This window comes from Xenophilus azovorans DSM 13620 (genome assembly GCF_000745855.1).
Classification (GTDB): Bacteria; Pseudomonadota; Gammaproteobacteria; order Burkholderiales; family Burkholderiaceae_C; genus Xenophilus; species Xenophilus azovorans.
In genome coordinates this window covers 174,592-191,804 of sequence record NZ_JQKD01000008.1, presented here as the reverse complement: position 1 = coordinate 191,804, position 17,213 = coordinate 174,592, and the positions used below count along the sequence as shown (strand labels likewise).

At 71.8% G+C, this 17,213-nt stretch carries 15 protein-coding genes; 1 reads left to right on the top strand and 14 read right to left on the bottom strand.

Annotation, left to right across the window (positions count from 1 at the left end; all coding sequences use genetic code 11):
• Positions 1 to 121: 121 nt before the first annotated feature.
• Positions 122 to 607 carry an Hcp family type VI secretion system effector gene (locus tag Q392_RS07710; protein ID WP_038204040.1) on the top strand — a complete coding sequence of 162 codons (486 nt, stop codon included), beginning with the start codon at positions 122 to 124 and terminating at the stop codon, positions 605 to 607.
• Positions 608 to 734: 127 nt separating this feature from the next.
• On the opposite strand, the gene Q392_RS07705 is transcribed toward Q392_RS07710, so the two are convergent.
• The 14 genes from Q392_RS07705 to Q392_RS31230 all read right to left on the bottom strand — a co-directional run bounded on the left by Q392_RS07705 (position 735) and on the right by Q392_RS31230 (position 17,202).
• A complete protein-coding gene (locus Q392_RS07705; protein WP_038204037.1) occupies positions 735 to 1,511 on the bottom strand; it encodes a PP2C family protein-serine/threonine phosphatase in 777 nt (258 codons plus the stop codon).
• Positions 1,512 to 1,551: 40 nt separating this feature from the next.
• Positions 1,552 to 3,282, bottom strand: a complete 1,731-nt coding sequence (gene tagH / locus Q392_RS07700; RefSeq protein WP_038204034.1) for a type VI secretion system-associated FHA domain protein TagH — start codon at positions 3,280 to 3,282, stop codon at positions 1,552 to 1,554.
• 131 nt (positions 3,283 to 3,413) lie between these two features.
• The gene (locus Q392_RS07695) at positions 3,414 to 4,667 is read right to left on the bottom strand and encodes a TIGR02270 family protein (protein WP_245610669.1); all 1,254 of its coding nucleotides are present in this window, start codon (positions 4,665 to 4,667) and stop codon (positions 3,414 to 3,416) included.
• A 12-nt stretch (positions 4,668 to 4,679) separates the two neighbouring features.
• Positions 4,680 to 5,390, bottom strand: a complete 711-nt coding sequence (locus Q392_RS07690; RefSeq protein WP_157007837.1) for a hypothetical protein — start codon at positions 5,388 to 5,390, stop codon at positions 4,680 to 4,682.
• A complete protein-coding gene (locus tag Q392_RS07685) occupies positions 5,362 to 6,273 on the bottom strand; it encodes a type VI immunity family protein (RefSeq protein ID WP_084216942.1) in 912 nt (303 codons plus the stop codon). The genes Q392_RS07690 and Q392_RS07685 overlap by 29 nt, the downstream gene beginning before the upstream one ends.
• Before the next feature lie 11 nt (positions 6,274 to 6,284).
• Positions 6,285 to 7,160 carry a PAAR-like domain-containing protein gene (locus Q392_RS33375; protein ID WP_084216940.1) on the bottom strand — a complete coding sequence of 292 codons (876 nt, stop codon included), beginning with the start codon at positions 7,158 to 7,160 and terminating at the stop codon, positions 6,285 to 6,287.
• A 2-nt stretch (positions 7,161 to 7,162) separates the two neighbouring features.
• On the bottom strand, positions 7,163 to 8,215 hold the full coding sequence (locus Q392_RS07675; RefSeq protein WP_038204012.1) for a hypothetical protein: 1,053 nt from the start codon (positions 8,213 to 8,215) through the stop codon (positions 7,163 to 7,165).
• 2 nt (positions 8,216 to 8,217) lie between these two features.
• Positions 8,218 to 9,273, bottom strand: a complete 1,056-nt coding sequence (locus tag Q392_RS07670; protein ID WP_038204011.1) for a DUF2169 family type VI secretion system accessory protein — start codon at positions 9,271 to 9,273, stop codon at positions 8,218 to 8,220.
• Between the two features lie 16 nt (positions 9,274 to 9,289).
• Positions 9,290 to 9,766, bottom strand: coding sequence for a DUF6484 domain-containing protein (locus tag Q392_RS07665; RefSeq protein ID WP_038204010.1), 477 nt, complete (start codon positions 9,764 to 9,766; stop codon positions 9,290 to 9,292).
• A gap of 193 nt (positions 9,767 to 9,959) precedes the next feature.
• Positions 9,960 to 12,302, bottom strand: coding sequence for a type VI secretion system Vgr family protein (locus Q392_RS07655; RefSeq protein ID WP_038204008.1), 2,343 nt, complete (start codon positions 12,300 to 12,302; stop codon positions 9,960 to 9,962).
• 128 nt (positions 12,303 to 12,430) lie between these two features.
• Positions 12,431 to 12,826, bottom strand: a complete 396-nt coding sequence (locus tag Q392_RS07650; RefSeq protein WP_038204007.1) for a DUF4150 domain-containing protein — start codon at positions 12,824 to 12,826, stop codon at positions 12,431 to 12,433.
• A gap of 15 nt (positions 12,827 to 12,841) precedes the next feature.
• Positions 12,842 to 13,483, bottom strand: coding sequence for a DUF3540 domain-containing protein (locus Q392_RS31240; protein ID WP_169748289.1), 642 nt, complete (start codon positions 13,481 to 13,483; stop codon positions 12,842 to 12,844).
• Between the two features lie 21 nt (positions 13,484 to 13,504).
• A complete protein-coding gene (locus Q392_RS31235) occupies positions 13,505 to 14,563 on the bottom strand; it encodes a pentapeptide repeat-containing protein (RefSeq protein WP_051953069.1) in 1,059 nt (352 codons plus the stop codon).
• A complete protein-coding gene (locus Q392_RS31230) occupies positions 14,560 to 17,202 on the bottom strand; it encodes a DUF2169 family type VI secretion system accessory protein (RefSeq protein ID WP_051953067.1) in 2,643 nt (880 codons plus the stop codon). Before Q392_RS31230 ends, Q392_RS31235 begins: the two co-directional genes overlap by 4 nt.
• Positions 17,203 to 17,213: the final 11 nt, after the last annotated feature.

Below are 17,213 nucleotides of genomic sequence, written 5' to 3'. Positions count from 1 at the left end.
GGCGGGTTCCTCTTCTTTTGAAAAGCCGGGGCGCTTCATCGTTCTCCACACAGCTTCCCCACCCATCCGCAAGGAAGTCCCGGCCCCTCCTCACCACCCACCCAACTGAAAGGTGCACATCATGGCAGTAGACATGTTCATCAAGATCGACGACATCGAAGGCGAGTCGGCCGACAAGACGCACGGAAAGGAGATCGACGTCCTGGCATGGAGCTGGGGCCTGTCGCAAAGCGGCACGACCCACACGGGCACCGGCGGCGGCGCGGGCAAGGTCAACGTGCAGGACCTGTCGTTCACCAAGTACATCGACTCCGCCTCGCATGCGCTGCAGCTCGCCTGCTACGGCGGCAAGCACATTCCCAAGGCGGTGCTGGTGGTGCGCAAGGCGGGCGAGAACCCGCTGGAGTACATCAAGATCACCATGGAGGAGCTGATCGTCACCAGCGTCTCCACGGGCGGCAGCGGCGGCGAGGACCGGCTGACCGAGAACGTCACCCTGAACTTCGCCAAGGTGAAGTTCGAGTACGACCCGCAGACCAAGCAGGGCGCGGGCAAGGGCGTGAAGACGGCGGCGTGGAACATCGCCGAGAACGCCAAGTACGGCTGACGGCCCGGCGGCCCGCGCGCGGGCCCGGAATGCAAACGCCGGCGGTCATCGACCGCCGGCGTTGTCGTTTGCGGACAGCGGCGGCCGCCCGCTCACCGGAATACCTCCCGGGGCGGCCCGGCGAGGTTCATTCCGGCAGCAGGCGCGTGTCGTCGCCGTCGTCCTCGCCCGCCGTCACCCACAGGCCGAGCGCCGTGTAGTTGTCGTGCCCCGGCTTCGCGCGCGCCCGGATCTGCGCATCCAGTTCGTCGATCCACTGGCTCGGCGTGCGCGAGGCATGCAGGGTGGTGACAAGCCCCTCGTCGCCCAGCACCTCCCAGACGCCGTCCGAACACAGCAGCACCACGTCGCCGGCCTGCAGGCGCATGCGGTCGGAGACGCTGATCTCCGGCAGGTCGCTCACCGAGCCCAGCGCCGACAGCAGCATGTTGCGCTGCGGGTGCAGGCGGGCGCCTTCCTCGTCGAGCATGCCGCCCGCCACCATCTGCTGCACCAGGCTGTGGTCGGTGGTGCGGGCGACGATCGCGCCGCCGCGGAACAGGTAGGCGCGGCTGTCGCCGCAGTGCGCCCACATCAGCGCCTCGTGTTCCAGGTCGATCGCCGCGAACACGACCGTGGAGCGCATCGCGGCCAGCTTGCCGCCCTCGGCCTGCCGGGCGACCACGTCCAGGTTGGCCTGTTCCAGCAACTGCCGCAGCGCATCGCCGTCCAGCGAGGGCGCGGCCGCATAGCCGCCCAGAATGCTGCCGCGCGCGGTCGCGGCGGCCACGTCGCCGCCGCCGTGGCCGCCCGCGCCGTCGGCCACCAGGCAGGCCACGAAGTGGCCGTTGTGCCAGTGGCCGTGCACGTCCTCGTTGTATTCGCGGCCACCCGGCTTGGAGAGGGTGACGATTTCGATGTCCACGCGTGTCCTCGCCGATCGCCTGATGCCTGCCGCACCGGGCTCAGGCCCGGTCGCCGTCCTTCAGGCGCGCCATCTGCTCCTCGTAGGCTGCGAGGAAGGCCTTGCCGAACAGCGCATGGAAGTCGTCCTCCGCCTCGCTGGCGATGCCGGCGTACAGCGCGGTGAACTGGTCCCACAGCTTGGCCTTGCGGTTGGCGGCGAAGAGGCTGTCGAGCGCGGACTTCGCCGCGATCTTCTTCTCCAGCTCCTCCGGGCCGAAGCGCTCGATCAGGCGGGCCAGCGCGGCGCGCATGCCGACCATCACGCCGAACTGGTGCGAGCGCAGGTCGTCGAAGGCGTCGCGCATGGCGGCCTCGGCCGGCATGAAGCCGCGCACGCCGGGCCCCAGCAGGTGGGTGAGCGCCACGTCCACCGTGGGCGAGAACTTCAGCGGGTTGTTGGCCTGCGCGGCGATCATCGTGACCTCCGCCCGCACCTCGCGCTTGAACTCCTGGCGCGTGAGCAGCAGCTGCAGCGTGCCCTCGGTGGCGCCGCGCAGCAGCACGCCGATGCGCTCCATCAGCGCCGGCGTCAGCGTCGTGGGCGGCTGGTGCATCGGACCCAGGCCGCGCAGGAAGGCGGCGAGCAGGTCGCCGGCATCGGCGCTGCCGACGGCAGGCGCGGCGGACGCGGCCGCCACGGGGGCCGCGGCAGGCGCCGCATGCCGCACCGGGGCGGGCGGCGGTGATGGCGCCGGCTCCGGCGCCGCGGCGGGCCGCACGGGCGCGGCCTGCGGCGCCGCCGGCGCGGCGAAGATGCCGGTGAGCGGGTCGTCCGGCAGCACCGCGGGCGCAGGCGCTGGCGCAGCGCGCCGGGAGATGCGGATCTGCTGGCCGGTCTGGTCGTCGAACAGGGTGCCCTCGTCCGGCGGTGTGGCAGGCGCCGGCGCGGCCGGCATCGCCGCACGGGGCGGCTCGAAACCGAACTGGCCGATCGGCAGGTGGTCGCTGCGCGGCGCCTGCGCGGGCGGGCGCGCCTGCTGCAGCGCGGCCAGCGGGTCGTCGACGGCACCGGCCGTGTTGGGCTGCAGCAGCGGGTCGGCCAGCGGCGACAGCGCGAGCGGGTCGCCGCCCAGGCCCGAGCCCATGCCGCCGAACAGCTCGTCGATCTTCTGCGCGCTGGCGGTCGGCGACGCAGCGGCCGGCAGGCCGAGGTCGGAGAAGTCGTCCAGCACCGGGCCGCCGGCAGGCGCGGGCGCAGCCGGCGGCGCCATCAGGTCGGCAAAAGGGTCCGGTGCGTCCGCTGCGGCCTGGCGCGTGCCGGCGGCCAGAGGGTCCGGGAAAGGCAGGTCGGCCGGGGCTGGGGCCGGTGGCGCGGCTGCGGGCGGCGGCGGGGCCAGGCCGGCGAGGAGGTCGGCGAAGGGGTCGTCGTCTCCGGCGGCCGGCGCCGCGGCAGCGGTTGCGGGCGCCGCATGCGCCTGCGGCGCCGCCGCACTCACCAGCAATTCGAAGCCGCCGATCACCAGCCTGTCGCCATCGGCCAGCGGCGCCTCGCGGCCGGAGCCCAGCGGCTGGCCGTTGGACTGCATGGGGTTGCTGCCGCGGTCGACGATCACGTACTGGCCGTCGCGGCACAGCACCTGCGCATGCACGCGCGAGACGGTGCGCTCCGGGTCGCTGAGCACCAGCGTGTTGGTGTCGGCACGCCCGACGGTGCCGCCCTGGGGCCCGAAGTCGGCCGACGCCCCTGCGACCGGAACGCCCTGCCGGCTGACCACTGCGATACGAATCATCTGCTACCGGCTCCCGGCCTTGCTCCGTTGCCGCCCGCCAGCCAGCGCGGGCGGTCCTTCGCGCGGAGTATTCATTCGGTACAGGGGGTTGGCAATCTCGCCGTACGGCCTATGCCTCGGCCGGCGAGGCCTCAACCCAACCGGTCGAGCCAGCGCTGCTGGCGCCACGCCGGCGCACGGGTGGGAAACAGCGGCATGCCCGGCTGCAGCAGCGTGCGATGCAGCGCGGCCGCCACGCGCCGGCGCTGGAAGCCCTCGCGCAGCACCTGCACGCAGGCAGTCTCGGACACCGGCTGCCCGAGGAACCACCGCGCGCCCGGCGCGAAGCGCGCGGCGTTGGCCTGCCACCAGCGCTGCAGCCTCTGCACGTCGGGCCAGGGCAGCGCCGCGTCCTCGGGCAGGTCGACGTTCTCGTCGTCGGGGTCTTCGCTCGGCCCGTCCTCGAAGCCCTCCGGCGGCGGCACTTCCATCTGCTCCAGGTTGAAGTCCACGCCGGTGATGCCGACGAAGGCCTCGGCAGCGATGCGCGCCGTGGCAGGCTGCGCCATCTGCTCGATCAGCCAGGGCGCATAGCGCGCGTCGCCGACGAAGCCGGCACCCACGATACGAAGCCTCGCCGCGCCGGGCAGCCCGGTGCATTCGGACAGCAGCGCATGGCCGGCGCCGACGTCCAGCGCCTGCAGCGCGAGCTGGAAGGCCCGCATCTGCCGCGGGCCGGGTTCCAGCGCGAAGGCGCGCAGCGTGTCGAGGGCGTGGCCGCGGTCGCCCAGCAGCACCGCCGACCAGGCCGCCCAGAAGCGCAGTTCGGGCTTGGCCTCGCCGAGCAGCGCCGACATGCGCGGCAGCAGGTCGGTGCGGCCCAGCTCGCCAGCCGCCCGCAGCGCTCGGATGCGCACGCTGTCCGCCTCGTCGGCCAGCGCTGCATCGAGCACGGTGCCCGGGTCGCGCCGGTGCAGCGCGCAGGCCGCGATGCCCAGCTTGCGCGCCAACGGCGCCTCGCCGCCCAGCAGCGCCTTGACGCGGTGGCCCAGGTGCGCCGGCTCGACCCAGCCCAGCGCGGACACCAGCCCGGCCACGGCATGGGGCGCCGCCTTCGCCCGCGCGAGCAGGTCGTCGAAGCGCCCGTCGGCAGACTCGATGGCCAGCACGGCCGCGGGGAAGAAGTCCTCCGGGCCCTCGTTCTCCAGTGCCTCGGCTGCGCACTGCCAGCCGTCGTCGCCCGCCACCCGCAGGCCATCGATGTGGGCCGCCAGGCGCTCGTCCAGGTCGGCGAACTGCCGCGGCGAATAGTGGGGCGCCTGGACGGCATGCGTGCGCTGGAGCCAGAGGAAGGCCGCTTCCTCGGCATGCTCGGCGACAACGGAAGACAGCGTGTCCTGCGCCACCACAAGCCCCCTTCACTCGAAATGCAGCCGCGCGATGGGCAGCGTCGCATGCCAGGCGCAGCAGAGGTTGACGACGAGATCCCACGCCTCGAGCTCGGCGTTGTCCCAGATCCACTCCTGGTAGTGGATCGTGCGCGGGTCGTTGAACAGGGCCTGCGCGCCGCTGACTTCGACCGGTTCGTCAGGGTCGCTCGGGTAGGCCAGCGTCAGCGCGTCCCACAGCGCGAGCGTCTCCAGCAAGCCCGCGCCGACGTCGGGCGGCACCGGCTGCGCGAACTCGATTTCCACCAGCAGGGCCGAGTTGCCGGCCAGGTCCGGCGGCAGCTCGACCGCAAACGGCGGCTGTGCGGCGGCGGCGGGGCGTACGCCGCCCTCGGCCAATAGATCGTGCTCGCGGCGGCCGAGCAAGGCATGTGCCGACCGGAACGAGACTTCGTGATGCCGGCAGTCGGCCAGCATGCCACCCAGCACCGCCAGCGCCGTGACCGGAAGGTCCTCGACGTCGAGCCTCGCATGGACCGATGCCGTATCGGCGCGGACCTCGACGCGGGACGCCTCGCGCCGTCGGCACGGAAAGAAGAACCCCGCCCCGACCGCATCGAGAAAAGCGCCGATGCGGCGCTGCACCAGTTCGATGGCGCCCTCGGGCCCGGCAGCCACCGCGACCTCGATCACGACGGCGCCGGCGTAGCGCTCAGACGAAGAAACGGCGAAGCCAGTCATGCGCATCCTCTTCCGACATGCCCTGGATCGCCAGATCGTCGAGCGCGTCGTCGGGCGCCACCACCGGCGCAACGAGCCGGCCCACGGCGTGGACGGCGGGCAGCAGGTCCTGCCGGTTGACGTCGCCGAACTGCGGCGCATCGCCGGCGCGCAAGAGCACGCCGTCCTTCCCGAGCGGGAGCACCGACACGCCCGCAGGGGCGCTGCTCTCCAATGCCGCGCGCCCGCCCAGGGTGGCCACCATCCCGGCACCCAGGAAGGTCAGCCAGTTGACGGCCACCACGCCCTTCTCGGCCGCGTTGGACAGCGTGAGCGTATCGCCATAGCCCAGGCCAGGGTGCCGGCGCAGCAGGGGCGCCGCCCACTGGCAGACCTCGCGCTCCAGCGCAGGGTCCGCCTCGTCCCAGACGAGCGAGTACCCGCAATAGCCGCTGCTGAGCGGGAACTCCGCCAAGGCGTTGCGTGCCAGCGCAATCACTTCCTCCGGCGCATCGCCCCACTCCACCGGCAGCATCATCCGCACCACGAAACACGGCGGATCGAAGACGCCCAGCAGCGACATCTTCACGGCGGGCGGAAAGAGATCGCGCGCCGCGGCGCCCGAATGCGCCCGGAATCCGAGCATCTTGCCGGCCAGCAGGCCCGGATCGGCGAACCAGTGGTAGGGCCCATCGAGCGCACGGGTCTCGAAGGCGCGAAAGCGCTTCATGTCGCCGGTGCGGTAGAAGCGGATGTGCTCGCCGAAAGCCTCGCAGAACGTGCGCAGGAACCGCGCGAAGCCCGCACCGCTGTCTTGCGGCCCATAGGCAAAGGCGACGACCTCCAGGCAGGGCATCGCCAGGACATGCGCATTCTTCGCGTGCGTGAATCGGGACCCATCCATGCTTTCACCTTTCAAGTGCAGACGCAGTCATTCTCGACATCCATGACCGTCACCTTCCCCGCCTTGCCGGCCTTCTTGATCTGGGCCGTCTGGTTGTCCGTCAGCGAGTCGCCGGGAAACTTGACCTCGATGATCTTGGTCACGCCGCTGAGCGTCACCGATCCTCTTTCCACCGCTTTCGTGGCTCCTGTCAGCACGATGTCCCACTTGACAAAACCCGAACCGCCGCCGGTCACCTTGCCCCATTTGCCGATGAAGTCGCCGCCGATCTTTTGCGAAGCCTCGGTGATCAGGCCCGGCTGGCGCCCGCGCGGCTTGGGATCGAGGTGGTTGCGCATGAGGTTCTGGTATTTCGAGCGTGGCGTCCTGCCTGCCTTGACGTCCGCCGCATCCAGCTTCTTCTTGTCGTCCATCGCCTTGCAGGCGGCGTCGCAGAGCTTGTCGGCCATTTCCTTGTCGCCGACCTCGGCGACAAACGGCGCCTGCGCCTCCCCGCCCAGATTCGCCGCGTTCTGCGCGTTGTGATACATCTGGTCGCCAAGACGGTTGGCATTGCCGCCATCCATCTTGACGTCGAAGGAGAAGCCGATCCAGGTGGCCTCCTTCATGAAGGTGCTGGACTTCACGCCGCCGGCGGTGCCCGCGTTGTCGCCGTTGGACAGCGCGAACTTCGACTTGCGATGCGCCGCATGCGCCTTGTCGCCCTTGACGGTCGTCGTCCCGTCGGACAGCGTGCCGGACAGCGCGATGTTCGGATAGGGCACCGGCACCGGTCCGCCGGGGCTCGGCGTCTTGCAGACGTCGGGGATGGTCGCGTTGCTGATGCCGGTGCTGAACTTGTGGACCAGCGTGGTGGACGTGCCGTTGACGCGGATGGTGACCGGCATGCTCAACCGCGGACCGCATCCGCGCCCCGCAGCAACATCGCCCCGCGCTCGCCGCGCTCGGAGCTGCCCCAGACCATCGACAGGGGGCCCTTGCCGTAGCGCTTGCGCGCTGCAATGAGCGCCAGCGCCGCATGCAGCGGCCCGCCGGCGGCGCCCACGTCGCCCCAGCAGTCGGCCGGGCAGACGAATTCGGACGGCGCGCGAAAGCGCTCGGCCGTACGCAAGACGGCGAAGCCGTACTCCTCCGTGCGATACCGCTCCCCGTTGAGGTCGCAATACACGTCGTGCACCTGCTCGCCCGGCGCCAGCCCCTGCAGCGCGGCGCGAAAGGCCTGGGTCAACCCTTCGCCCACGCACACGTCGTCGGTCTTGATGAGCCGGTGCTCCATGCCGATGCCGACCGACACCAGTTCCCCCAGCGGCTCGGCGCCGCACTGCCGCGCCGCATCAACGGTGCCCAGCAGCATGGCGCCCGCGGCCTCGCCGGGGATGAAGCCCCAGGCATTGTTCAGCGGACCGCCGCCGTGCAGCTGGTCGCAGGCTTCGATCCATTCCAGCGTCTCGGGCGCGAGGTAGGAATCGGCGCCGACGACCAGGCAGGCATCGAAGGCGCCCCGCGTGCAGCCAGCCTCGGCCGCGGCGGCGGCCAGGTGGCCGGCAGCATGGCCTGCCTCGAAGGCCGCCATGCGCGCGAAGCGGTTGCCGAGCCGGTCGCTGACCCGTTCCAGCACCTCGCCGGCCAGGCCATCGGGCCTGCCGGGCCGCATGGGCGGCAGCGCCAGGGCCAGCCCGAGCCGCAGCGGCAGGTTCGCCGGCCAGGGCGCCAGCGCCTCCTCGATGGCGGGCAGGGCCAGCGCGGCCAGCCGGGAGGCGCCCTCCAGGCCGATGTCCAGCCAGGGCGCGGCCGCCACGCGCATGGGCTCGCCGGCGGTGTCGACCATGTACGGATGCACCCGGAAGCCGCACACGCCGGCGCGCACGGCCGCTGCGCTGGCCCACACGGTGCGGCCGACCGGCGTGCTGGCGCCCAGGCCGAGGACATGCAGGGGCGCCATGTTCACACCTGCACCGCCTCTTCGTCTTCGGTCTCGCCCAGGCGCAACAGGCGCTTCCCGGCGATACGCGTGCGCATCAGCTTGTGGACCCTGGGATGGCAGGGCAGCGCGCTGTGCCACACCAGCGACACCCGCATCGCCGACGGCTCCAGGATCACCGTGTGCAGCCGCGGCCGCTCGTGCCGCTGGCGCGTGCCGTCCGAAAAGAAGGTCTCAAGGCCGAGCAGCACGCGCGGCAGCACGAAGCGGATCTCCGCCTGCGGTGCCAGGTGCACCAGCGCCACCGGCTCGCCCCCCTGCAGGAACTGCGGCGCCTGCTGGTCGGCCGGCGCGCACTGGTAGTGGCGGTCGTCGAAGTCCTGCGGCAGCAGCGGCTGGCGCTCGCGCAGCCAACGCTCGTCGTAGGTGCCCGCCAGGCTGCGGCGCGGCTGCCAGTGCACGCCGAGCGGGCCGAAGCCGGCCGGCGCGGGGCGGTCGCTCCAGGTGCGCACCAGTTGGTCGGGGTATTCGATGTTCGGCAGCCGCAGGCCCTCGGCGTGCGACGCATCGAGCACGAAGCCGGTGCCGATGGGGTTGCGCTCGTCCCACTGCGGCCGCGCGCCGTCGCGGCTGCCGGGGTCGATGCCGCCGTAGGCCCGCTCCCAGCAGATCGGCAGCGTCACGAAGGGCCGCGGCGGCGACGGCGCGCCGCCCAGCCATACGCGGTCACCCGTCACGCGCAGCCGCTTGGCCACCGGGCCGACGCGAAAGCCCACGTCGAGCTGCGTCACCGGCACGCCGCCGGGGGCGTGCGCCTCGCCCAGCAGCAGCACGTCGGTGGTGAGCTTGGTGCGCACCAGGTCGATCTCGTGGCGCAGGCTGGAGCGCGCGGGTGCGGCCGGGTCGATGTACTCGGGCACCTGCGTCACGGGCGGCTGCTCGGCCGCGGGCTCGGTGCTGCCGTCGGCGTGGATGTCGAAGCTGCACTTCACCGCGACGATCCAGATCTCGGCGCCGTCGCGGTCGCGCACCCAGGTGCGCTCTGCAGCGTAGGGGGTGCGGTTGTCGAGCTGCCACATGGCGGGCCTTCTGCGCTCAGTTGATGTCCACGTAGGCGCCCTTGATCTTGTTGGCGCCGCGCGAACGCGTGAGCACGAAGTTGCCTTTGATGAGCACCTTGCCGGCGCGCGTCAGCACGATGCTGGCCTCGCCGCAGCGCAGCTCGATCCGGTGCTGCGCCTCGATCGACACGCGCTCGCCATCGACCGTGCAGTGCACCGGCGGCACCGGCTCCTGCGCCGGCGCGGCCTGCAGCCGCCCGACGATCACCGGGCGCGCCGGGTCGCTGCCCTCGAAGGCGACCACCACGCGGCAGCCTGCGTCGGCCGGCGCCAGCCCGACGGTGGACAGCGCCGGCACCGGCGTCCGGCCGTCAGCCAGCGTGACGAGGAAGCGGCCCGCCGCGTCGAAGCCCGCAAAGCTGGCTTGCGCCACGCCGCCGCCCGCCAGGCGCGCCCAGTCCGCCATGCCGCTGAGCAGCACATGCGCGGCGTCGAGATCGGTGTCCTGCATTTCAGTTGTCCATGGCGCCGCGCGCCAACCGCATCGCATGGCACACAACGGCCTTCCCCGGTCCGAAGGCCGCGGAGCAGGCCATGCCAGGGCGCCCGCGGAACTGGCTCGGCCAGGCCGCCGGGTGCGCCCCCCTCCCGCCGAAGGCGAGAGAGGGGGGAGCCGCGAAGCGGCTTGGGGGGTGCTTCATTTTTCAATCCTCGCCCAGGCTGCTGCCCTTGATCTTGATCGAGCCGCCGGCCTTGAACGAGGCCGTGCCGCTGGCCTCGATGGTGATCTTGGCGCCCTTGATGGTGATGCCGCCGGCGTTCATCGTGATCGTGCTGCCGCCGGCCTTGAGCTTGATGGTGGGCGCCTCGATCTGGCAGGTCGAGCCGGCCTTGATCCTGACCACGCTCTTGGCCGACGCCGAGATGGCCGCGGCCGACAGGCTGTGGGCGCCGCCCACGCTCACCGACTGCACCGCCCCGACGCTGACCTGCTGCGCACCGCCCACGCTGACCATGCGTGCGCCTCCCACGCTCACCGCCTGTACGCCGCCCACGTTGATCGCCTCGCCCGCGCCCACGCTGTGCACGCGCCCGGCACCGACGGTGTGCGTCTCGGCCACCGAGATGGTGGTGGACTGCACGCCATTGACGGTGTGGCTGCGTCCGCCGTTGACGGTGACGGTCTCGCCGCCGTTGACGGTCTCGCTGCGGTGGGCGCCGATGGTGATGGTCTCGTTGGCGCCCACCGACTCCGTGCGGTTGGCGCCGATCGTGACGGTCTGGTCGGCGCCGACGCTCAGCGTCTGGTTGCTGCCCACGGTCTCCGAGTCGTCCACGTCGATGGCGTCGGTGCGGCAGTTGTGCACGGTGGTGGTCTGGTCGTGCTCCACCGTGGTGGCCATGTCGTACTGGCCGTGCACGGTGATCTTCTCCTGGCCGGCGGTGTCGTCCATCGACATCTCGTTGTAGCCGCGGCCCTTGTGCGTATCGGTCTTGATGCCGCTGACCACCGCGCCGCCCGGCAGCGGATAGGGCGCCTGCGATTCGCCGTTGTAGACGCGGCCGGTGACGATCGGCTGGTCCGGGTCGCCTTCGAGAAAGTCGACGATCACCTCCTGCCCGATGCGCGGGATGCTCACCGCGCCCCAGCCCTTGCCGGCCCAGGGATGCGACACGCGGATCCAGCAGGAGCTGTTCTCGTCGTTCCGGCCGTAGCGGTCCCAGTGGAACTGCACCTTCACCCGGCCGTGCTCGTCGGTCCAGATCTGCTCGCCCTGCTTGCCCACCACCAGCGCGGTCTGCGGTCCCGGCATGCGGCGGCGCGGCGTCAGGCGCGGCGGCCGCCAGGGCGCGTCCAGCGGCAGCAGGGTCAGCAGGAAGCAGCTGCTGCCCGGGCTGGGCGCGATCAGCTCGGGCGACTGGTCCATCAGCTCTCGCACGATGGTCCAGTGCTCGACGTTGACGGCGTCGTCGTGCAGGGCGGCGTCGAGTTCGCTGCCCAGCGGCGGGGGCTGCTGCGCGCCCAGCGCCTCGTGGCCGGGATGCGCGGCCACCAGCACGCAGCCGGCGATCACGTACTCGCCGTCATGCTGGCCGTCGGGGCTGCCCTCGAAGCGGAAGCGCCGGCCCACCGACACGTCGGGCCAGGTGGTGGTCGCCCAGTGGCGCTGGCGCCGGCCGATGAGTTCGTCCAGCCGCATGCGGGCCAGCCCGTCGGTGTCGTCGCCGCTGGCATAGCCGCCGGGGTACTCGAAGCACTCCAGGTCGGCCAGCTCGTGCGCGTCGGGCTCGGCCTTGTCGGCCGCGAGCGTGCGGCTGATGACGGTGAAGTCCCGGTCGCGCGAGGCGAAGCCGCCGCTGTCGAGCTGGCGCATGCTGATCCAGCGCGTGATCTCCGCATGCCGCGCCTCGGCCACCGCCGAGGCCTCGAAGTGCAGGGTGCCCGCCGCCGGCAGCGGCGCATGGGCGGCGTCCAGCGCGTCGGCCAGGTGCATGGCGGGCTCGGCCTCGGTGGTGTCGAACCAGTAGTAGATGCCCTCCTCCTCCAGCAGGCGCGAGAGGAAGTCGTAGTCGCTCTCCTGGTACTGCACGCAGTAGGTGTGCGGCTCGTGGCTGCCGATCACGTTGCCGGTGCGGGTCTTCTTGAGCCGCTTGATGGGGCTGTCCTCCAGCACGGCGTCCAGCACGTCCAGCACCTTCTGGTCCTGCAGGATGCGCGAGTTGCGGCGCCGCGTGAGCAGCCAGAACCACGAGCGCAGGGTGATCCGGTAGGCGAAGTGGCGGCCGGCATGCGCCGCGCGCACGAAGCGCACCGCATGCCCCTGGCAGTGCCGCTCATGGCTGCCGCCGTCTTCGTCCTCGAAGGCGATCACCACGTCGAAGCTGCGGCCCAGGATGTCGCCCGGTGCGATCTTCTCGCTCTTGGACAGCACCGTCAGCTCGTAGGTGGAGGGGCGCGACAGCCCCTCGTGGCCCACCAGGCGCCAGAACAGCAGGTCGTCCTTCGCGGGCGAGTCGCTCTCGATGCGAAAGAGGGTGTTCGTCATGGCGCCGCATGCCCCTGCCCCACGACAAGGGGCCGATGCGGCCCAGTATTGACCCCGGCCCGGCCGCCCGCAATCCTGCCGGAAGAGGTAAGCAGCGCGAGGGAGGAAACGGGGCGGGACGCCCCCGCTCAGGGCGCCAGCAGCAGGATCTTCGGCTGGCTGGGCACCAGCCGGCAGCCGGGCGCGTTGGTGCTGTTCTGCAGCGACACGCTGGTCATGCGCGTGGCGGGCAGGCCCTTGAGCAGCACCGTGAAGGCGCCCGTCAGGTGGCGGCTGGGGCCCATCACCATGCCGGAGGCCACGCCGGTGGCCACGCCCGCGTTGTCGCCGTTGGTCATGGGGATGGTGGTGCCCATGTTGTGCGCCGGCGCGCCGGCGAAAAGGATCGTCGGCACGTTGGGCACGGCCATCGGGCCGGCGGCGATGTTGGGGTACGGGATCGGCACCGGGCCGGCGGGCGACGGGGTGAGGCACACGTCGGGGAAGGCCATGTCGGTCCCCATCAGCTGGCAGTTGGCAAACATGCGCGGCTCCCTTCTTCAGCCCAGGTGGATCTGCTCGGCATCGGCCTTGAACAGCTTGTCGGCGTTGGCGATGAGCACCTGCGCCTGCAGCTGCATGGCCTGCTCGGCGCGCCAGTCGATCTGGCGGCTGCGCACCTGGTCGGGGCCGTCGACCATGCGCTGGCTCCAGCGCGAGAACTGCACCAGCCGCTCGGCGAAGGACTCCACCAGCTCGGCCGTCAGCTTGACGGCGCCGTAGGACCAGGACGCCTTGCGGCCGACGCCGCTGACCTGCTCCACGTTCAGGTGCGCCTGCTCGCCTTCCACGCCCAGCGCGCGCGCGCGCAGGTGGATGGCATCGGCCTGCAGCACGAGGGCGCCGCCCGCGCTGTCGATCGTCGTGCCCGGCGGCAGGGACACGGTGAGCGGCGCGTCGTCCGCGCGCCGCAGCACGGCTATCACCCAGGCCGGCCCCTCGCCGCCCGCGGCACAGGCCACCGTGTCACCCACGGCGGGCAGCACCAGGCAACTGGCCGCGCGCACCGCCTCGCACGGCGCGCGTCCGTCGTCCAGTGTGTAGCGGCCGGCCGCGGCGTCCACGCCCGTCACCAGGGCGGTGCCCGGGGCGCACACGATGGGCTGCCGGGACGGCAGCGCGGCGGTGGCTGTTGTGCTCATGATGTCGTTCTCCTGCGTCATTCAAGTGGGCTGAGGGGGCGGCTGCCAGCGCTCGGCGGCCAGCAGCTCGGGTTCGGATTCGAGCGCGCGGGCGCGGTCGGAGAACTGGGCGCCCCGGTCCGACACCGCGTGCAGCTTGGCGCGGAACATCGCGCTGCCGCGCAGGTCGGCGCCGTCGAGCAGCGCGTGCGAGAAGTCGGCATAGGTCAGCTCGCAGTCGCGCAGGCTGGCCTGCGCCAGCCGGGCGCGCATCCAGTTGCTCTGGTACAGGTCGGCGCCGTCGAAGCAGGCGCCCTCGGCCCGGGCGCCGCAGAACAGGGCCTGTCTCAGCCCGGCCTGCTCGAAGCGTCCCTGGCTGATGTCGGCATCGACGAACAGCACCCCGGCAGCCCGCGCGCCCCGGAAGACGATGCCGCCGGCCCTGGACTGCTGGAAGTTGGCCTGCACGAGGCTGGCACCCGAGAAGTCGCAGCCGGACACGTCGGCGCCGATGAACTGCACGTTGCGCATCGACTGCCCCGCGAAGGACAGGCCGGCCAGCACGCTCTTGACCATGACCACGGTGTCGAACGCGGCTTCGCGGAAGTCGGTCCGGCGCAAGTCGCATTCCAGCAGCACCGTGCGTTCGAGCTGGCAGCGACTGAAGCTCAGCACGCCGGTCTTGCAATTGGCCAGCGTCAGCTTCTCGGCGCGGCTGTCGTTGAACAGAAGCTGGTCCAGCGCGCATTCAGCGAAGTTGACGAAGTCGAAGCTGCCGCGCACCAGGGCCAGCCCCTGGATCTCGCACTTCATCCAGCTCGTGTTGTGCAGCTTCACCTCGGACATGGCGACGCGCTCGAAGCGGCTTTCGACGAAGAGCGTTCCCTTCGCCTCGGCACGGCTCATGTCGGTGCGCGTGAAGGTGCAGCCGATGAACTGCGCGTCGGTCAGGTCGGCGCCGCGCAGGTCGGCGCCGCCGAAGTCGCATTTCTCGAACAGGGTGGCCGAAAGGTCGCAGGACGAGAAGTCCATGCCCGCCAGCTTCTGTCCGCGCACCGGCTCGGCCCGCTGCACCGACGCCAGCACTTCGTCGCGCGTCATGCCGCCGAGCCTCCGGCGGCGCGGTGGCGCGGGTAGGTGCGCATGCGGGTGACGATGGCGCCGTCGAAACGCACGCCCGGCGCCACGCGCACGCGGGCGAAGTCGCTGCGGAACAGATTGGCGTCGCGGTAGTCGGTGTCCTGCAGCGCGGCGTGCTGGAACACGGCCTCCATCAGGTTCGTGCCGGCCAGGCGGGCGCCCGCCAGGCGGGCCCGCACGAAGCGCGCCTCGCGCGCGTCGGCGCGGCCCAGGTCGGCGCCGGTGAGATCGCATTCGCTGAAGTCCGCGCCGCGCAGCTGGGCGCCGTGCAGCCGGACGCCGGCCAGGTTGGCTCCCCGGAAGCTGATGTTCGGCAGGGTGGCGCCGCTGAAGTCGGCGCCGCCCAGGTCGCAGCCCTGCACGAAGCAGCCGGAATCGATGCGCAGCCCGGCGAAGCGGGCGCCTGCGGCCTGGATGGTGACGAAGCCGCATTTCTCGAACACCGCACCGCCGAAATCGACGCCGGTCAGGTCGCACTCGACGAAGGCGGCCTGCTTCAGGCGCGCATCGGCAAAGCGGAAGCCGCGCAGATCGAGCTGGAGGAAGGCCAGCATCTGCTCGGCATGTGCGCCCGAGCAGTCGATGGCGCCCATGCGCGCCTCTTCCAGGCGCACGCCGTCCAGCGTGGCGCCGCGCCAGCTCACTTCGTCCATCTGCGCCTTGACAAAGACCGCGTCCGTGAGGTCGGCGCCTTCGAAGTCGGTCTTCATCACGCGCGCCGCGCCCAGGTTGGCGCCCGCCAGGACGGCGCCGCGGCACTGCGTGGACAGCAGGTCGGCATGGGCCAGCACGGCGCCGCGCAGGTTGGCGCCGCTCAGGTTGGTGCCGCTCAGGTTGGCGCGCTCCATCAAGGCGCCCTCGAAGTCGGCCCCCGAAAGATCCAGCCCGGCCAGTTCCGCGCCCGTCAGGTCCCACTGGCGGAAGTCGCCGCCCGCCGCATGCCGGTCCATGACGCGCCGGCGCGTCGCCTCGGCCGCCGCGCCCTGCGCGCGATCCGCCGGAATCTGATAGTGCGCCGTCATGCGGTAGGCCATGAGCTGCCGGGTCTCGCCGTGGCGCCACTGCGCGTGCAGCTTGTCGTCGGCGACGAACTGCTCCAGCTCGGCGATGCCCGCCTTGTTGTTCTGGCCGGCGGCGATGAAGCCATGGAAGCTCTGCAGCAGGTCGTCCACGAAGGGCTTGGGCGGACCGCGCGTTTCCAGGCCGGCCATCTCGCGCTCGATCAGGCTGAAGTCCTTGCCCTCGCGCTCGAACAGCGCGCGCACCTCGGCCACGCCCTTGGCCTTGGACGCCTCGGCCTGTTGCTTCATCGCGGCCATGCGCTGGTCCACCTGGGCGCGCACGCGCAGCAGGTCGTCCAGGCTGCGGATGTCGGGCGGCGCCTCGCCCTTGACGGGCGCCGCATGCTCGTCGGGGTCCAGCCCGTGGCTGGCCACCTCGGCGCGCGCCTTGATGCGCTCGGCCTCCGCGCGCTTCTGCCCGCGCTCCAGCGCGCGGTTCTCCTGCGGCGTGAAGTCGATCAGCGGCACCACCAGGTCGGCGGGCATCAGGTCGTCCTCGCGCAGGGCCTCGAGGGCGCCGTGGTCCTTGTCCAGCCGCTTGTCGCGCACGTGCAGGTAGTGCTCGGCGGGGCGCGGCCGGCCGATGTCCTCGACGGCACCCAGCAGGTGCACGATGTCGGCGCCATCGTCCTCGGCGATCGGGTGCATGCCCTGGAACACGAGGATCGCGCGCTCCTCGTCGGGAAAGAACCACAGCGCGCGCAGGGCGCCGGCGACTTCCCTGAACTTCTGCTCGCCATCCACGCGCTGGGTGACGAACATCCGCGCCCGCAGTCCCGGCAGCGCGCCGGACAGCGCCGGCAGCGTGGGATGCAGGTTGTCGAACACGTAGCGCTCGTCGCCGGCGAAGGGCGCGTCCTGCTGCTGGTCGTCGGGCGCGACGTTGAAGGTGGTCCAGTCCGCGTCGGGCGCCACGGCGGGAAAGTGCGTCTTGAACCACGCATCGTCGTAGGTGCCGCGCTTGGCGGCGCGCTGCGGCCACATGCCGTCGATGGGACCGAAGCCCGCCGGCAGGCCGGCGCCCGAGCGCGAGGCCAGCATCCGGTGCGGGTATTCGACGTGCGGCAGCGGGCGAACGCGCGCGCCGCCCACGTCCTGGTCGGCCATGCCCATGCCGAGCGGGTTCTGCGGGCAGTCCGGGCCGCCCCAGGCATGCGCCCAGTCCAGCGGCAGGCGCTCGAAGGGCTGCGGCTCGCTCGGGCGGTCGCCGTTCCAGAAGCGGCTGCCGTGCACGTTGAGCTGCTTGCCCAGTGCACCCACCCGGGCCCGCACCGCGCAGGCGCGCCGATCGCCGCCGTGCGGGTAGGCATGGCCGCAGACCAGGTACTCGGCGCGCGCGCGCGGCATGCCCTCTTCCAGCGGCCACTGCGCCTCGGGCCGCGCGGCCCAGAACTGCCAGATGTCCTTTTCGGGCCAGAGCCTGCGCGGCGCCGGACCCAGCGGCACCATGAGCAGCGCCGACACGCCCATCCAGATGCGCTCGCGGAACTCGAAGCAGCGCGCGAGCAGCGACAGCGGCATGGGCTTGAACACCTTCATCGATCTGCCCC

Coding starts and splice junctions, on each gene's coding strand:
- Q392_RS07710 (WP_038204040.1), top strand. CDS start 122: ATGGCAGTAGACATGTTCATCAAGATCGACGACATCGAAGGCGAGTCG.
- tagH (WP_038204034.1), bottom strand. CDS start 3,282: ATGATTCGTATCGCAGTGGTCAGCCGGCAGGGCGTTCCGGTCGCAGGG.
- Q392_RS07690 (WP_157007837.1), bottom strand. CDS start 5,390: ATGACTGGCTTCGCCGTTTCTTCGTCTGAGCGCTACGCCGGCGCCGTC.
- Q392_RS07685 (WP_084216942.1), bottom strand. CDS start 6,273: ATGGATGGGTCCCGATTCACGCACGCGAAGAATGCGCATGTCCTGGCG.
- Q392_RS33375 (WP_084216940.1), bottom strand. CDS start 7,160: ATGCCGGTCACCATCCGCGTCAACGGCACGTCCACCACGCTGGTCCAC.
- Q392_RS07675 (WP_038204012.1), bottom strand. CDS start 8,215: ATGGCGCCCCTGCATGTCCTCGGCCTGGGCGCCAGCACGCCGGTCGGC.
- Q392_RS07670 (WP_038204011.1), bottom strand. CDS start 9,273: ATGTGGCAGCTCGACAACCGCACCCCCTACGCTGCAGAGCGCACCTGG.
- Q392_RS07665 (WP_038204010.1), bottom strand. CDS start 9,766: ATGCAGGACACCGATCTCGACGCCGCGCATGTGCTGCTCAGCGGCATG.
- Q392_RS07655 (WP_038204008.1), bottom strand. CDS start 12,302: ATGACGAACACCCTCTTTCGCATCGAGAGCGACTCGCCCGCGAAGGAC.
- Q392_RS07650 (WP_038204007.1), bottom strand. CDS start 12,826: ATGTTTGCCAACTGCCAGCTGATGGGGACCGACATGGCCTTCCCCGAC.
- Q392_RS31240 (WP_169748289.1), bottom strand. CDS start 13,483: ATGAGCACAACAGCCACCGCCGCGCTGCCGTCCCGGCAGCCCATCGTG.
- Q392_RS31235 (WP_051953069.1), bottom strand. CDS start 14,563: ATGACGCGCGACGAAGTGCTGGCGTCGGTGCAGCGGGCCGAGCCGGTG.
- Q392_RS31230 (WP_051953067.1), bottom strand. CDS start 17,202: ATGAAGGTGTTCAAGCCCATGCCGCTGTCGCTGCTCGCGCGCTGCTTC.